The sequence below is a fragment of the Roseateles sp. P1_C6 genome, assembly GCF_056406315.1.
The window spans coordinates 118,788-136,408 of record NZ_JBFUAK010000001.1; the positions used below are offsets into that span (position 1 = coordinate 118,788).

Sequence of the window (17,621 nt, forward strand, 5' to 3'; positions counted from 1 at the left end):
CGACGACCATGACGACGACCACCGCCCGCTGGATGCTCCGCCCGCTCGTCGCCGCCCTTGCGGCCTCGCTGCCGCTGTACGCGCTGGCGCAGTCACGCGTGACGGCGCCGCCCCCGCCGCCGCCCAAGACGCTGCCGGTGCCCGCCGCCGGCTGGCGCGTCTACACGAACAAGACCGAGACGCAGGCATTGCCTGGCATCAGCGCGGATGGCCGCGCGATGCTCATCCAGCAGAACAGCAGCCGCGCGATCTATGCGTGGCAGAGCTTCGACATCGGCGCGGACGCGTCGGTCACCTTCGACATGGCGCAGGCCGGCTCCAGCGCGCTCAACCGCATAGCCAGCGTCAGCCCCAGCCTGATCTTTGGCCAGCTCAAAGCGACCAACGGCGGTGAGATCCTGCTCTACAACCGCAACGGCATCCTGTTCGGCAAGGACGCGCGCGTGGACGTCGGCGCGCTGCTGGCGACGACGCTGACGCCCAGGGACGCCGACTACGCCAACGGCTTCGTCACCAACATCACCGGCGGCAGCCCCGCGCTGCGCTACGACGGCGCGGCGGCCGACTATGTCGACGCGAAGAACTTCATCCGCGTCGAACCCGGCGCCGAGATCAAGACCGGCGAAGGCGGCCGCATCCAGCTCTACGCCAAGCGCGTCGAGAACGCCGGTGCGCTGACCGCACCCGGCGGCCAGGTCGTGCTGGGCGCGGGCGCCGAGGTCTTCTACAAGCTGCCCACCGCCGAACCGCTGTACGCGTCGGAAGCCAACCCCAACGTGCCGGCGCTGCGCGGCCTGCTGGTCGAGGTGGGCCGGGCCGACATGACCACCGGCGCCGGCTCGGTGGAGCACAGCGGCAGCATCAGCGTGCCGCGCGGCAACGCGACGCTGGTGGGCCTGGCCGTCAACCAGGCCGGCCGCATCAGCGCCACCACCAGCGTGTCGCAGAACGGCTCCATCCTGCTGCTGGCGCAGGGCGACGCCGGCACCACCGACATCGACAGCGGCGCGGTGCTCGTGTCCGGCCAGAAGAATCTGTACAAGCAGGCCGTGCGCAGCGGCGTGCTGACGCTTGGCGCCGGCAGCACCACAGAGATCACCGCGGACAACAACGGCGCCGACGGCAAGCCGCTCACCAGCGATGACACCGCCACGTTCACGCGCTCGCGGCTGGACCTGGCCGGCGGCCAGATCACGCTGGCCCCCGGCGCCAAGGTCGTCGCGCCCGGCGCGGTGGCCGAACTGCGGGCACTGGACAAGCCGGCGCCGCTGGGCGACCTGCTCGGCAAGGACAACCCGCTGACCGCGACAGGCGGACGCATCGTTCTTGGCGCCGGCGCCAGCATCGACCTCTCCGGCACCACGGACACGACGGTCAGCGTCGCACGCAACTTCGTGACCACCGAGCTGCTCGGCAGCAACGACCTGAAGGACGCACCGCTGCAGAAGGACGGCCTGCTCTACCGCAACAAGGTCACGCTGGACATCCGCGAAGCCTCGCCCATCCTCGGCGACCTCGCCAGCTACCGCAACGCCGTGCAGCGCAGCGCCGGGGAACGCCTGGCCAGTGGCGGCAGCCTGAAGCTGATCGCCGGCGAGGCGGTGCGGGCCCAGGCCGGTTCCCGCCTCAGCGTCGACGGCGGGCAGGTCACCTACCGCGAAGCCTTGGTCTCGCCCACGCAGGTCTACAGCAGCGCCGGCACCGCCTACACGCTGAACAACGCACCCAAGGATCTGGGCTACACGGCCATCACCAACGCCGGCACCAGCAAGGCCCTGTTCGACCGCTGGGGGCCGGTGGTGAGCTACGGCACGGTCAGGCCCGCACGCCAGGAAACCGGCTATGTCGACGGCCAGGCCGGTGGCAGCCTGACGCTGGTCGCGCCGGTCGTCGTGCTGGACGGCAGCCTCAGCGGCGCGACCGTGCAGGGCCAACGCCAGCGCCTCGGTCGCGACGCGCTGGCGGCCGCCGGCCGGCTGGCGGTCGGTGCGGCCCGGCATGGCACCGACTTCGGGCTGACATCCGCCTATCTGGGCGCCGTGCTGCGCGGCTTCGAGCTGTCCGACGCCAACACGCCCAGGCTCGGCGGCGACGCCGCCTCGGGCATGTCGCTCGACGCGCTGCGCCAGTCAGGGTTCGGGTCCGTCGCCATCACCGCGACGGGCGACGTCAAGCTCGACGGCAATCTCTCGTTGCCAGCCTTGGGTTCGTTGCGCCTGCAGTCGGAAGACGGCACCGTGACGGTCGCCGGCAACGTGCAGGCCACCGGCGGCCAGGTCACGCTGCGCAGCCTGCGGGGCAGCGTCTCGGTCGCCGAGCCCGTGACGCTGGATGTGTCCGGCGCCTGGGTGAATGCCGCGCTCGATCCGCTGCTGGCCACATCCGCCCCCGCCGTCGCGATCACCGGCGGCAGCATCACGCTGCAGGCGGGTGCCGCGGTAAATCTGGCCCACGGCAGCATGCTGGACGTGTCGGGCGGTGGCCTGGTCGGCAGCAGCCCCGCCATCACAGGCGGCGCAGCCGGCAGCCTGAGCTTGTCGGCCGGCACGACGACATTCACCGCCGGACTGTCGCCGCTGGCCGGCGTCGAGCTGCGCGGCTACTCGTTGACGCAAGGCGGCAGCCTCAGCATCGCCACGCCCAACGTGCGCTTCGGCGACGCGACGCCCACCGCGGTCGATCCGCCGGGCATGCTGCGTCTGAGCGCCGACGTCCTGAACCGCGGCGGCTTCCAGACCTACAGCTTCGACGGCCGCGATTCGCTCACCGTCGAAGCCGGTACCACGCTGGCACCCCAGCTGCAGCTGTGGCAGGCCACCGCCGCCAGCCGCTTCCAGGCCAGCGGCAGCGCCACCTGGCGCGACAGCCTCGGCCTGGGCGCGCCGCTGCTGGGCTACGCCAGGCCAGTCAACCTCAGCCTGAGTGCCAGCGGCGTCAACGCGGCGAGCCCGCAGGGCCGGCTGACCATCGCCGAGGGCGCGACGATTTCGCTGGCGCCGACCGCCCGCCTCAGCCTCACAGCACGCAACCGGCTGACGATGGACGGTCGCCTCATCGCGCCGGGCGGCCAGGTCAGCCTCAGCCTGACCAGCAACGAAGGCGACGCCAGCCAGGCGCGCTACCTCTGGCTGGGCGGCCGCAGCGGCATCGACGTGGCGGGCCTGCGCCAGCTGCAGGTCAGCAGCGACGGGCTGCTGACCGGCCGCGTGCTGGCCGGCGGCAGCGTCAGCCTGGACGCCGGCGTCACCAGCGGTGCCGGCAGCTCGGCCTTCGCCACCAGCCTCGTCGTGCAGCGCGGCGCCCTCATCGACCTCGACGGCGCCGCCGGCCTGCTGGACGTGCGCGAACGCGCCGACGGTGGCGACCGCGTCAGCCGCCAGTTGATCGGCAGCGCGGCCGGGTCGCTGTCGGTGCGCGGCAACGGCACGGTGCTGCTGGAGGGTGAGCTGCAAGCCCACGCTGGCACGGCGGACCAGAGCGGCGGCAAGCTGCAGGTGCGGCTCGACGCCGGCTACGCCGACGTCAACGCGCTGCCGCCCATCCAGAGCCTGGTGCTCGCCGCGACCGATGGCCAGCTCACGAGCGCACTGAGCTCCGACCAGCTCGTCCGCAGCAACGTGACCCCCACGGCGCGCGTCGACGCGCCGTGGCTCGCCCGCTCGGGCGTCGCCGAACTGAGCCTGAGCGCCCGCGAGCGCATCGCCGTGGAAGGCGGCGTGGCGCTGGACCTGGGCCGCGCCATCGGCCTGGACACGCAAGCGCTGGCGATGACGCCGCTGAGCGGCCAGACGTCGGCACGGCTGTCCGCACCGATGCTGAGCTGGGCCAACACCCAGATCGCCGTCACGCAGGGCAACACCCTGCAGCGCGCACCGGCCACCACCAGCGGCGGCACCGGCGCCCTGACGCTGCAGGCCGGCGAGCGCCTGGACGTCAGCGGCCAGGTCGTCAGCCAGGGCATGGCCCAGCTGAACCTCGCGAGCGCCGGCGACCTGCTGCTGCAAAAGCCCAGCGCCAACGTCGCCGGCGACGGCCGCCTGAGCACCGCGGCCGACCTGCGGCTGACGGCGCGACAGGTGTTCCCGGCGACCGACACGGCCTTCGTCATCGACGCCACCGGCCAGCGCGTCGACATCGCCCAACCTGACAGCGCCGCGCCCGACCTGCCCTGGAGCGCCGGCGGCCGGCTCACGTTGCAGGCCAAGACCATCGTCCACGGCGGCCGCCTGCGCGCACCCGAAGGCAGCCTGACGCTGAAGGCCAGCGAGTCCCTGCAGCTGCTGGCCGGCAGCGAAACCTCGGTGAACGCCGATGGCCGCAGCTTCCTGTTCGGCAGTTGGAACGGCGAGCGCTGGCAGGCTCCGGGCAGCACGGCCGGCAGCGTCATCAGTGCAGCGCCGGCCAAGGCCGTCGTGCTGGACGCGCCCAGCGTCAACATCGCGCCCGGCGCCAGGCTGGACCTCAGCGGCGGCGGCCAGCTGCTGGGCTGGCAGTTCGTCGCCGGCCCCGGCGGCTCGACCGACATCTTCAGCGCTGGCGACGGCAGCTATGCGCTCATTCCCGGCGTCAGCAGCAGCGGCGCGGCCGACAACTCGCTGCCCGGCCTGCCCGCGCCGGGCCGCCAGATCCACTTCGGCAGCGCCGGCCTGACGCTGTCCGACGGCACCGTGCTGCGCGGCAGCTACACGCTGCTGCCGGCGCGCTTCGCGCTGCTGCCGGGCGCGCTGCTGGTGCGCCCCGCCGGCGGTTCTGCGCTGGCACTTGGCCGCAGCATCACGCGCGAGGACGGGAGCCTGCTGGTGGGCGCCAGGCTGGGCCAGGCCGGCACGTCCATGCTGGACGCGCTGACCAGCAACTGGCAGCTGCTCAGCCCGAAGCAGGCGCAGCGCTACAGCGAGATCCGCCTGGCCGGCGCCGACGCCTTCTTCAGCGCGCTGGCCGTGCGCAACGACACCGGCACGCCGGCGCTGAACCGCGACGCCGGCGCGCTGGTCGTCGCGGCACAGCAGGCCGACATCCGCGGCGCGCTGCGCTTCGCCGCCGCCAAGGCCACGACCGGTGAGGTGGGCCAAGGCGGCAGCGCCTATTTCGGCGCGGCCGATATCCAGGTCGGCGCTGGCCCCGCCGCCAGCGGCGGCCTGCAGCTCAGCGCCGCACAGCTCAACGCGCTGGGCGTCGACCACCTCGTGCTGGGCGCCGTGCCCACCGACCTGCAACACCCCGGCAACCTCGATGTGCGTGCGCAGAACCTGCGCGTCGGTGCCGAGCCCGGGCAGGCGCTCACCGCGCCGACGCTGCTGCTGGCCGCGCGCCAGCAACTGGACATCGCCGCCGGCGCCGCGTTGCAGACCCGGCCCGCCACCGCGGCCGGCGCGGGCACCTGGCAGCTGAACGGCGACGGCGCCGCCGTGCTGCTCAGCGCTCACACCGGCACCCAGCTGCAACGCACCGGCGCCACGCTGGACGGCGGGCGCCTGGTCATGGGCGACGGCGCGTCGCTGCAGGCCAGCGGCGGCCGCGTGCAGCTGGATGCCACCGGCAGCACGCAGCTCGCCGGCAGCACCGTGCTCAACGCCAACGCCTTGGGGCTGGGCGTGCCGCGCCTGCAGCTCGGTGGCAGCGAGGCGCTGGCCGACAACAGCCTGCTGCTTGGCGGGCCGCTGCTGGCCCAGCTCGGTCAGGCCAGCGAGCTGATGCTGCGCAGCTATTCCAGCCTGGACCTCGTCGGCACGCTGGCCTTCGGCGGCAGCAGCCTCGGTCGGCTGACGCTGGACACGCCCGCGCTGCGCGCCGCCGCGGCCACCGACGACGCGCGCATTGCCGCCCAGTCGCTGGTGCTGGGCAACAGCACCGGCCGCAGCGCCGTGGACGCCGCTGCGAACGGCCGGGTCACGCTGACCAGCGCCGGCACGCTGCAGATCACCGCCGGCAACCAGGCCTGGCAGGCCGGCCAGGTCGACCTGGCCGCGCCGGGCGGCGTGGTCATTGCCGGCAACAGCCAGCTGTCCGCCGTCGGCAACTTGGCGGCCACGGCCAGCGCCGTCACCGCCAGCGCCACGGGCACGGCGCCGGCCCGCAGCCGGTGGACCGTGCAGGGCAGCCTGACGCTGGCCCCGGCGCCGGCCACCGGCACGCCCGCGTCGGGCGCCGCCGCGCAGTTGCAGCTGAATGCGCAGCGCATCGCCATCGCCACCGACATCCTGCTGCCCGCCGGCCAGCTCGGCCTGACGGCGCAGGGCAACGTCGACCTCAGCGGCAAGCTCAGCGTCGCCGGCCGCAGCGACAAGATCGGCAGCGGCGACACCAGCGTCACGGCCGACCTCGCCGCCGGCCGCCTCAGCGTGACCAGCAGCGGCGGCAGCATCGCGCTGGCGCCAACGGCCACGCTGGACGTGTCCGGCGCCGGCCGAGGCGATGCCGGCAGCCTGAGCCTCAACGCGCCGCAAGGCAGCCTGACGCTGGGCGGAAGCTGGGTCGCCGGCGCCGCGGCGGGCGCCACGGCCGCCAGCCTCAGCCTGGACAGCCTGCAGCCGGTCGACCTGGCGGGCTTGTCCCACCAGATCGCCGCGGCCGGCCCGCGCGCCTTCGAGCAGCGCATTGCCGTGCGCAACCGCGGCGGCGACCAGTGGTTGCAAGCCGGCGCCCACCTCAGCGCGCAGGCGCTGGAGCTCAGCGCGGACGCTGGCTCGCTGACCCTCGCCGGCTGGCTCACCGCCCTGCCTGGCACGGCCGGCGGCGGCCAGATCAGCCTCAACGCGGGCCGCGACCTCGTCATCGCCGACGGCGCGCTGCTGCAGGCCTTGAGCGCGGGCACTGCCGGCGACCTCGACGCCAGCCGCATCAGCCTGAACAGCCTCAACACCAGCGCCGACGCCGATGCGCCGGCCAGCCGGCTGCGCCTGCAAGGCGGTGTCATCGAACTCGGCGGCGGTGAACTCAGCCTGCGCGCCGCACGCGATGGCCAGGACGTGGCCATCGACGCGGTGCAGACGCGGCTGTCCGGCGTCGGCAGCGTCGACGTCGAAGCGGTCAAGGTCTACAAGGACATCAGCGAACTCGTCGGCGGCCTGGTGCCGGCGCCGCCGGCGCCCACCCCAGGCCCGACACCCAGCCCCGCACCGAGTCCCACGCCCAGCCCGTCCCCGAGCCCGGTGCCTGCGCCCAGCCCCGTGCCGGCGCCGAGCCCGGTACCGTCGCCAGCACCGGTACCTGCGCCGTCGCCAACGCCAACGCCAACGCCAACGCCGACTCCGACGCCCTCCCCGACACCCGGGCCGGCGCCGGTTCCGACACCGACACCGTCCCAGCCCGCCCCCGGCAACGGCCCGTCGACCGGCGGCAACCAGCCTCCCGCGCCACCGCTGACGCCGCCGCCCAGCCCGACCGGCCCCGCCACGGGCAATGGCCCGAGCACGGGCAACAACCAGCCACCGGCACCCCCGACATCCGGCACGCCGCCTTCGCCAAGCCCGGCACCGACGCCCGGCCCGACGCCATCGCCATCGCCATCGCCGACGCCCTCACCCACGCCCGGCCCGTCGCCGACCCCGTCTCCTTCCCCGGCCCCCTCGCCTTCGCCCAGCCCCGTTCCGTCGCCGTCGCCTGGGCCGGCGCCGACACCCACGGACCCATCCACCGGCAATGGCCCGTCGACAGGCGGCACGCAGCCGCCCGCACCGCCGATGCCTCCCGGCCCGGCGCCAGCGCCCACGCCCGCGCCAACGCCGTCACCCAGCCCGAGTCCGGCGCCTGCGCCGGAACCCGCCCCCTCTCCCGCACCAGTACCAGCACCATCGCCTAGCCCGGCCCCCGCCCCAAGTCCAAGCCCGGCCCCCGCGCCCGTGCCGGCCCCGGTGCCTGCACCTGCCCCCGTTCCGGCACCTGCACCCGTTCCCGCGCCAACGCCAACGCCAACGCCAACGCCAACGCCAGCGCCTGTCCCTGCACCGGTGCCTGCACCCGCACCGGTCCCAACGCCCGCACCCACGCCGGCACCCAGCCCGACGCCGGCGCCCGCGCCGTCCGGCCCCTCCACCGGCAACGGCCCATCCACGGGGGGCTCGCTGCCGCCGGCACCGCCGATGCCGACCAGCCCGGTGCCCGCGCCGCCGACCACACCGTCCACCGGCAATGGCGCCAGCACCGACGCTGCGCTGCCGCCCCCGCCACCACTGGCATCGTCCGGCACCCCTGCCAGCACCGGCGGCACGACGTCGCTGCGCGCGCTGGACGCGGCGACCGGCCCGTCCACAGCGCCCGCCACAGGCAACGGCCCCAGCACCGGCAACACGCAGCCGCCCGCACCGCCGACCGCCCCGGGCACCGCGCCGACGCCAGCCCCCACGCCAACGCCAACGCCAACGCCAACGCCCACACCGGCACCGACGCCAGCGCCGACACCCGCACCGGCCCCGAGCGGCGCGCTGGGCATCGGTCGCGTCATCGCCGACAACGAGGCCTTCATGGGCAGCGGCCAGCAGACGGCGGCCAGCATCGTCGCGCGGCTGTCGGGCGGCGATGCAGCCACCGCGGCGCTGGTGCGCGTTCGCCCCGGCGTGGAGGTGCGCGCCAACGGCGACCTGACGCTGACGTCGGACTGGCGCCTGCCGACGCTGACGGCCGCGCAGACCGCCGCCGCACCACATGCGGCGGAAGCCGCGCTGACGCTGCGCGCCGCCGGCGACGTGCGCATCCAGGCCCACCTCACCACGGGCCTGCGTGAATCGCCGCTGAATGCCGGCGACTGGGTCGCCACATCCAACCGTGCCGGGGCCATCCGCATCGCCGCCGGTGCCGACCTGGCGGCCGCCCAGGCGATGGCCGTCAGCACGGACACCGCTGCCGGCTCGGTGCTGCTCGGCACGGCCGATGCCGATGCGCCGGCCGTGCAGGTGCGCAGCAGCGTGGGCCGCATCGAACTGGCGGCCGCGCAGGATATCCAGTGGCTCAGCGACAAGGCCACGGTGGCCACGCTGGGCGTGCCGGTCGGCCTGCCCACGCCCACGCCGCCTGCCGCGCCGGCCACGCTGGTGGCGCCCAGGCCGACGATCTCCGCGGTGACCACGCTCGACGCGGGCGACGGCAGCATGCCTGCGACCGGCAATGGCAACACCACCGGCAACACGCAGCCGCCCGGTCCGCCGGTGGAGCCTGGCGTGACGCCGACGCCGACGCCCACGCCTGCCCCGACGCCAGGGCCCACGCCTGCGCCTGCGCCCACACCATCTCCGGCGCCGGCACCCGGCCCCGCCACGCCGGACCCGCTGCCCGACGCCGCCTTCCCGTCGCTGCTGGAAAGCCTGGCACCGGCGCTGGACACCTCCGGCTTGCTGCCGTTCACGACGCAGGGCGGCAGCATCCGCGTCACGGCCGGCCGCGACGTCGTCGGGCAGGCGCCCAGCGCCTCGCAGCTGTACGCGACGAACTGGCTGTGGCGCGCCCAGGGCAGCCTGGACAACACGGTGGCCTGGTTCGCCCGCAGCGACCTGTTCTCGCAAGGGCTGGCCACGTTGGGCGGCGGCTCGGTGCAGGTGCAGGCCGGCCGCGACGCGGTGCAGCTGCATGCCGCGGCGGCCGGATCGGGCTTCCTGGCGCCGGCCGGCAACACCAGCGGCCTGCCGACGACGCTGCAGCAATTCGGCGGCGGCAGCCTGTCGCTGCAGGCGGGACGCGATGTGGTCAGTGGCCAGCTGATGGCTTCGCGCGGCATCGCCGTGACCGCGGGAGGCGCCATCCAGCGCCCGGCCGACGCCAACGTCAACAACGACCCCGGCCTGCAGCTCATCTACCAGGACGGCGCGCTGCGCGTGCAGGCCGGCGGCGACGTGACGCTGGCCAGCGTGCGCAACCTCGGCTTGAGCCTGCCGTCCAAGGCCAATGTGGAGGCGCTGGGCGAAGGCGTCGCCACGCCCCTGCTGGACCGCAACGCCAGCCTGCTGGTGCAAAGCGCCGGCGGCTCGGCCACCTACCTCGGCGCGGATCAGCCGCTGGAAGTGGGCAACAAGGGCGAACGCGCGCCGGGCCAGGTCGTGCCCGTCGACGTGCGTCTGCTGGCGCCGCAGGGCGGCGTGTCGGCCGCCAACCTGTTGCAGTGGAGTTCGGTGGCCGAGCCGGCCGACGTGCGCAGCTGGATGGCCGGCCGCGACACGGTCAGCGTGAACAACCTGCAGGTGTTGGCGCTGAGCGCGGCGCAGGCGCCGGCCGCGACGTCACTGGTCGAGCTGGCCACCGTCACATTGCCCGAGGCGCAGCGCCAGTCGCGCAATGCGCTGGGCCAGGCGCAACTGGACCAGAGCGCACGCGCGCCGGTGCTGCTGGTCTCCGGCGCGGCCGACGTGCTGCTGAACAACATAGCCTCGACGCGCCCGCTCACGGTGGACGCGGGCCGTGATGTGGGCGTGTCGCTGGTCAGCATCCAGCAGCAACCGGCAGCGGCGGGTCAGCCCGGCGAGGTCTCGCTGCTGCAGGCCGGCCGCGACATCCGCTTCGGCAACGGCAACGGGCTGGAGATCGCCGGCCCCGGCGACCTGCTGGTGCTGGCCGGCCGCGACGTGGACTTGTCCACCAGCACCGGCATCGTCGCGCGCGGCAACTTGTCCAGCAGCGCGCTGCTGCCCGACGGCGGCGCGCGGCTGACCGTCGTCGCCGGTCTGGGTGCCGAGGGCGACGACTATGCACGCGCCAGCGCGGCAGGCTTCCAGGTGCTGGGCGCGTCGGGCCTGTTGAACAAGCGGGGCCAGGCCTGGGTGCTGCTGGGCGGCACGGGCACGGCCGTGGCCTTCGACGCCGCGACACCCACACAACAGCTGGACTTGCTGCGCCAACGCTTTGGCGCGGCCACAGTGGACCGGCTCGTGGCCGAACAGGTGCGTGCGCAGCCGGCGCGGGCCGAAAGCGTCGACCAACGCACCCGCCAGGCGGCGCTGCTGGGCAAGCCGGTGGACGACCCGGCCGTGACCGCGGCGCTGCAGTCGCAGACCAGCCTGCTGCAGCCGGCCTGGTCCGCACTGGGCGACGCGGCCGCGCTGCAGCAGCTCGACAAGCTGAGCACCGCGCAGCAGTCGCTGCTCGTCAGCCGCGTGCTGATGAACGGGCTGGCCACGCAGGCCGCGCCGGCCCGCGCCTCGGCGCTGGCCCAGCTCGCCGCCTCCGCCGATGTCGCCAAGCTGGGCGACTATGTGGCCTTGATGAGCGGCCAGCGCGGCGTGGACGCGGCGGACACGCTGCGCCGCTTCGACGCGTTGCCGCTGGCGCGCCAGATCCCGTGGCTGAACCGCGTGCTGGTCGGCGAGCTGCGCAGCGCCGGCCATGCCGCCGCGGTGCTGGAAGCCGACGAGCGCTGGGCCGCCTATGCGCGCGGCTACCAGGCCATCAACCTGCTGTTCCCCATTGGCGCCGACGGCGCGGACCGCGCGGCGGCGCAGGTGCGCATGCCCACCAGCCAGATCAAGACGCTGCAGAGCGCCGACATCACGCTGATCAACCCCGGCGGCGGCGTCAACGCCGGCGAGGTGACGGCCGGCAGCAAGGCGCCGACGGAGCTGGGCATCGTCACCGTCTACGGCGGCGACGTGTCGGCCATCGTGCGGCAGAACTTCGACGTCAACCAGTCGCGCGTGTTCACGCTGGGCAAGGGCAACCTGCTGATGTGGTCCTCCGCCGGCAACATCGATGCCGGCCGCGGCGCCAAGACGGTGACCGGCGCGCCGGCCCCGGTGTTGCGGCTGGACGCCAACGGCAACCTGGTGTTCGACACCTCGGGCTCGTTCAGTGGCTCCGGCATCGCCGTGCTGTCGGCCGGCAACGACCTGGACCTGTACGCCCCCACCGGCGAGATCAACGCCGGCGAGGCGGGCATCCGCTCCAAGGGCAATGCCTTCCTGGGCGCGGAGCGGCTGGTCAACGCCAACGACATCCAGGTGTCGGGCACGCGCGCCGGCGCGACCGCCGATGTAGCCATCAGCGTGCCCATCGCCGTGCCGGTGACGCCCACCGGCGCCGCCCAGGCCGCCGCGGCCGCCGAGACCGACAAGGACAAGGACGAGCGCCGCCGCCGGCGCCGCAACCTGCTGCTGGAGTTCCTGGGCTTCGGCTCCTCGTGATTCAAGAAAGACGACCATGCGCAAAGCCCTCACCGCCCTTCTCCTGGCCGCGCTGCTGCCGGCCACCGCCCACGCCTGGTGGAACGCCGACTGGAGCGAGCGCGCCAGGATCACGCTGAACACGTCCAGACAGGGGCTGGAGACCAGGGAGGCGGCCAGCGGCGTGGCCGTGGCCGTGCGGCTGCACTCCGGCAACTTCGACTTCACCGCGGCCAAGGAAGACGGCAGCGACCTGCGCGTGGTGGCCAGCGACGACAAGACGCCGCTGAAGTTCAGCATCGAGCGCTTCGACTCGGTCAATGAACTGGCCGTGCTGTGGGTGCAAGTGCCCAGCGTGCTGCCGGGCAGCGACAAGAACCAGTTCTACGTCTACGGCGGCAACGCCAAGGCAGCGGCGGAAGGCGAAGGCAACGGCTTCGACGCGGCCACCGTCATCGCGCTGCATTTCAGCGACAAGCCGGCCGGTGCCGATCAGCTCGGCGCCGTGAAGCCGCAGGGCACGCTGGTGACCGAACCGAACGGCCTGCTCGCGGCCAGCGCCAGGCTGAACGGCGAGGCGGTGGTCTACGCGCTGTCCGACAAGCCGGTCGTCGACGCCGGCAACCAGCTCACCGTGAGCCTGTGGGTCAAGCTGGACGACGTGCAGCGCGCGACGCTGCTGAACTGGGGCGGGCTGACGCTGAGCCTGAACGGCGGCAAGCTGGCCGTGCGCGCGGACAAGGCCGAGGTCGCCGGTGGCGAGGTGCCGGCGGCACGCTGGACGCTGGTCGCGCTGCGGCTGGGCCTGGGCAAAGCGACGCTGTTCGTCAACGGCGCGCAGGTGGCGCAGGGCGACCTCGCCACGCCGGCGCTCGGCAACAGCCTGCGCCTGGGCGAAGGCGCGCGCGGCCTGATGGACGAGGTGCAGGTGGCCGCCGCGCTGCGCAGCGCCGACTGGATCGCTGTCGCCGCCGGTGCGCAAGGCGCCGAGAGCAAGCTGGTCGCGTCCGTGCGAGAGGCCAAGGATGCCGCCGAGGCCGACGGCGAGAGCCACGGCTACATGGGCGTGCTGGTCAAGAACCTGACGGTGGATGCCTGGGTGGTCATCGTCATCCTGGGCATCATGTTCGCCATCGCCTGCTGGGTCATGGTCAGCAAGGGCCTGCTGGTCACCCAGGTCGCCAAGGCCAACCGCAGCTTCGTGCTGAAGTTCCGCGAGGCCAGCGACGACCTGCTGCACCTGGAGACGCACGCGCCGCATCCGCAGTCGCCCATCTACCGGCTCTACCAGGCGGGCATCCGCGAGCTGGCCAAGCGCAAGGTCGGCGAAGTCGGCGCCAAGCCGCTGTCGGGTGCGTCGCTGGATGCGGTCAAGGCGTCGGTCGACGCCGACTACGTGCGCGAGAACGCGCACCTGAACTCCGGCATGGTGCTGCTGACCATCGCGATCTCGGGCGGGCCCTTCCTCGGCCTGCTGGGCACGGTGGTGGGCGTGATGATCACCTTCGCCGCCATCGCCGCGGCGGGCGACGTGAACGTCAACGCCATCGCGCCGGGCATCGCGGCCGCGCTGCTGGCCACGGTGGCCGGCCTGGGCGTCGCGATCCCGGCGCTGTTTGGCTACAACTACCTGGCGGCGCAGATCAAGAACGCGACGTCGGACATGCAGATCTTCATCGACGAGTTCATCACTCGCGTGGCTGAACTCTACGGCGCGCCCTGACCATGTCCGCCGACATCAAGGGCGACAACCAGCCCTACGACGACATCAACGTGACGCCCATGCTGGACCTGGCGTACGTGCTGCTCGTCGTCTTCATCATCCTGACGACCGCATCGGTGCAGGGCGTCAAGGTGAAGTCGCCCGAGACGCAGGCGGCCAACAACCTGGCCAAGCCGCAGACGCGCGCGATCACGATCACCGCCGACGGCGGCGTCTATCTGGACGCCTACCCGGTGGACATGGAGCAGCTGCGCACGTCGCTGGCCCAGTACAAGTCCGCCAACCCCAGCCTGCCTGTCGTGCTGAAGGCCGACGCGGCGGCGCAGTACGACAAGGTCATGCAGGTGCTGGAGGTGGCCAAGAAGCTGGACATCACCGAGATCGGCCTCGTCACCAAGCGCGCGGGGAGCTAGGCGATGCAAGTCAACCAGGACGCCAAGCCCTACGACAGCATCAACGTGACGCCGATGCTGGACCTGGCCTATGTGCTGCTGGTGGTCTTCATCCTGATGACGACCGCCTCCGTGCAGGGCCTGAACATCAGCATGCCCAAGCCCAGCAACAAGCCCAGCACCGAGAAGCACGAGCTGAAGATCGTGCAGGTGATGCCCGACGGCGGCGTGCTGCTGAACGGCGTGGGCGTGAGCCTGGCCGAGCTGGAGACGCAGCTCGGCGCCGCCAAGGCGCGCGACGCGCAGATGTCCGTCGCCATCAAGGGCGATGCGCGCACGCAGTACGCCAGCGTCATCGCCGTCATCGACCTGTGCAACAAGCTGCAGGTCAACATGGGCTTGGTGACGAGTCGGATCGGCACCTGATGAAGACCAGCCACATCAAGGCCCTCGTCGTCGCCGCCTGCCTGCTGCTGGGCGCGGCCGTGTGGTGGGCGGTGAAGAACATCAAGCCCGACGCGCCCAAACGCCAGGTGGCCAAGATCTCCATCCTGCCGGACACGCCGCCGCCCCCGCCTACTCCACCCAAGGACGAGAAGAAGCCCGAGCCGCCCAAGGACGAGCCCAAGCAGGTGATGCGGGAGGAGCAGATCAAGCAGGTCGAAGCCCCCAAGCCGGCGGAGGCCATCAAGATGGAAGGCGCGGCCGGCGACGGCCCCAGCGCCTTCGCGGCCGGCAACGTGGCCAAGGACTACGCCGGCGGCGCGCCAACCACGGGTGCCACCGGCGGCCCCGCGGGCACGCAGGCCGACCGCGCGCAGGAGCGCTTCTATGCCAACTCCGCGCGCCAGCTGCTGCAGGGCGAGATCGAGCGCCATCTGAAGGCCGATGCCGAACAGCTGACCGCGACGTTCGCGATCTGGCTGGATCGCGATGGCGCGATCCAGCGCTTCGAGCTGACACCCAGCGGCAACGACGCCAACGACACCGCGCTGCGTGCCGCCCTCGACGAAACCCGCCGCCAGTTCAAGTTGCCGCCGCCACCGGCGCTCGCGCTGTCGCAGCCGATGCGCTTTCGGCTCAGCGTGCGACCCCAAGCCTGATTCCGATTCCATCGCGACGCCATGAAACCCATCCTCACCCTGCTGCTCGCCAGCCTCATCGCGGCGCCCGTCAGCGCCCAGACTTCCGACAAGGAAGAGCTCGCCCGCCTGCGCGCGACGACGCAAGCCCTCATCGACGCGCTCGTCGCGCAAGGCCTGCTGACGCGTGACAAGGCCGAGGCCATCCTGAAGCAGGCCCAGGTCGCGGCCACGACGCCAGCGCCGCAGCCGCAGGCCGATGCGGCGGCGCCCAAGGTGCTGCGCATCCCCTACGTGCCCGAGACCGTGCGCCAGCAGATGCGCGACGAGATCAAGGCCGAAGTGCTGGCGCAGGCCAAGGGCGAGCGCTGGGGCCAGGCCGATGCGCTGCCGGACTGGGTCGGCCGCATCCGCATCAGCGGCGACCTGCGCGTGCGCGGCCAGAGCGAGTTCCTCGACAAGGGCAATGTGCCCGCCGAGGTCTACCGCGCGCAGACGGCCTCGCCCGCCTGGTCGCCCGACGTGGCCAACACCACCACCGACCGCCAGCGTCTGACGCTGCGCGGCCGCCTCGAAGTGGATGCCAAGCTCAGCGAGCAGGTGCTGGCCGGCGTGCGCTTGGCCACCGGCAGCACCGGCAACAGCGCCACGTCGACGTCGCAGACGTTGGGCAACGACTTCAACCGCTACACCATCGGCCTGGACCGCGCCTACCTGCGCTGGCAGCCGCCGCTGTTCACCAACGGCCTGTCCGCCGATTTCGGCCGCATGCCCAACCCCTTCTTCAGCACCGATCTGGCCTGGCCGGACGACCTGGCCTTCGACGGCGTGGCGGCCAAGCTCAGCCATGCCTTCACGCCACAGCGCGGGCTGTTCGCGACCGCCGGCGTGTTCCCCATCGAAGAGCTGTCGCTGAGCGCCAAGGACAAGTGGCTGCTGGGCGCGCAGGTCGGCGGCGAGATCGACCTGGCGCGCGGCGTGCAGTTCAAGCTGGCCCTGGCCGCCTACGACTTCCGCCACATGGAAGGCCAGCGCGAGACCAGCCCGCCGCCCAGCGGCCCGCGCAGCGGCGCGACGAACTACTTCGCGTCGCACTATGCCACCGGCCTGCGTCTGAAGGGCAACACGCTGATCAACCTGAACGACCCGACCAGCACGGCCGCGCCGACCTGGGGCCTGGCGGCCAAGTTCAGGCCTGTCAACCTGACGGCCAGCCTGCAGCTGGACGGCGTGCTGCCGGTACCGGCCGGACTGACGCTGGACTGGATCAAGAACACGGGCTTCGACGTGAAGGACATCGAGGCCCGCGCCGGCGTGCCGCTGGCGGACCTGCGCGAGAAGACCACGGCCGTGCAGGCGCGCTTGCAGGCCGGCGCGCCCAGGCTCTCGCGCCGTGGCGACTGGCAGGCCTTTGCCGCCTACCGCCTGGTGCAGCGCGATGCGTGGATCGACGGCTTCACCGACACGACCTGGCACCTGGGTGGCACCAACTACAAGGGCTGGAGCCTGGGCGGCAATGTCGGCCTGGACAGGAACTTCTGGCTCAGCGCACGGTGGACCAGCACGCGCAACCTCGACGACGGCATGCGCTTCCTGGCCGTGCCGGGCGACGCGACGTCGCTGAGCGGCAACCTCAGCAGCGCGCCGCTGCGCATCGAGGTGCTGCAGCTCGACCTGAACGCGAGGTTCTGATGATGAAGCGCCTTGTTCTCGCCCTGATGCTCGTCGCCAGCATCGCTGTTCACGCACAGGACACCAAGGTCTCCAAGGAGCGCGAGGCGCTGCGCCGCGCCCAGGCCGCGCTGCGTGCTGCGCAGGAGCAGCAGTCCGCACTGCAGGCCGACAAGGCCAAGGCCGAAGCCGGCGTGGCCGCCGCACAGAAGGACGCCGCCAGCGCCAAGGCCCAGGTCGCCAGTGGCGCCGCGCGGCTCAAGGCCCGCGAGGCCGAGCTGGACGCGCTGCGCGCGCAACTGCAGGCCGCCAAGGACACACAGCAGCAGGGTGACGCCAAGGCCGTCGAGCGAGAGCAGGCGCTGCAGCAGCAGGTCGTCGCCGCACGCCAGGAGGCCTCCGCCCGCCAGCAGGCCAACCAGGCGCTGACCCAGTTGCTGGAGCGCAGCACCCAGGCCCTGGCCGACGCCGAGGCCAAGAACCGCCAGCTGTACGCGCTGGGCCAGGATCTGGTGCAGCGCTACACCGGCCGCTCCACGCTGGACACCGCGCTGCAGCAGGACCCGGTGCTGGGCCTGACGGCCGTGCGTTTCGAGGATCAGGCAGAGAAGCTGCGCAGCGAACTCGACGCCAAAAGGATCACGCGCTGACGCTGCCGGGAAGCGGTGCCAGC

At 72.9% G+C, this 17,621-nt stretch carries 7 protein-coding genes; all 7 read left to right on the plus strand.

Annotated elements, in window-relative coordinates; genetic code table 11:
• Positions 1–8: 8 nt before the first annotated feature.
• The 7 genes from AC1D29_RS00400 to AC1D29_RS00430 are packed head-to-tail and all read left to right on the plus strand — an operon-like array spanning position 9 to position 17,598.
• Positions 9–12,101: a filamentous haemagglutinin family protein gene (locus AC1D29_RS00400; protein ID WP_477893639.1), complete on the plus strand. Its 12,093-nt coding sequence runs from the start codon at positions 9–11 to the stop codon at positions 12,099–12,101.
• Between the two features lie 16 nt (positions 12,102–12,117).
• Positions 12,118–13,803 carry a DUF2341 domain-containing protein gene (locus AC1D29_RS00405; RefSeq protein WP_477893641.1) on the plus strand — a complete coding sequence of 562 codons (1,686 nt, stop codon included), beginning with the start codon at positions 12,118–12,120 and terminating at the stop codon, positions 13,801–13,803.
• A gap of 2 nt (positions 13,804–13,805) precedes the next feature.
• Positions 13,806–14,216 carry an ExbD/TolR family protein gene (locus AC1D29_RS00410; protein WP_477893643.1) on the plus strand — a complete coding sequence of 137 codons (411 nt, stop codon included), beginning with the start codon at positions 13,806–13,808 and terminating at the stop codon, positions 14,214–14,216.
• A 3-nt stretch (positions 14,217–14,219) separates the two neighbouring features.
• Positions 14,220–14,621 carry an ExbD/TolR family protein gene (locus tag AC1D29_RS00415; RefSeq protein WP_477893645.1) on the plus strand — a complete coding sequence of 134 codons (402 nt, stop codon included), beginning with the start codon at positions 14,220–14,222 and terminating at the stop codon, positions 14,619–14,621.
• Complete coding sequence (locus tag AC1D29_RS00420) at positions 14,621–15,298, plus strand: TonB C-terminal domain-containing protein (protein WP_477893647.1); 678 nt, start codon at positions 14,621–14,623, stop codon at positions 15,296–15,298. Before AC1D29_RS00415 ends, AC1D29_RS00420 begins: the two co-directional genes overlap by 1 nt.
• 21 nt (positions 15,299–15,319) lie before the next feature.
• The gene (locus AC1D29_RS00425; RefSeq protein ID WP_477893649.1) at positions 15,320–16,969 is read left to right on the plus strand and encodes a putative porin; all 1,650 of its coding nucleotides are present in this window, start codon (positions 15,320–15,322) and stop codon (positions 16,967–16,969) included.
• 2 nt (positions 16,970–16,971) lie between these two features.
• Positions 16,972–17,598 carry a hypothetical protein gene (locus tag AC1D29_RS00430; RefSeq protein ID WP_477893651.1) on the plus strand — a complete coding sequence of 209 codons (627 nt, stop codon included), beginning with the start codon at positions 16,972–16,974 and terminating at the stop codon, positions 17,596–17,598.
• The last annotated feature ends 23 nt before the right edge of the window (positions 17,599–17,621 follow it).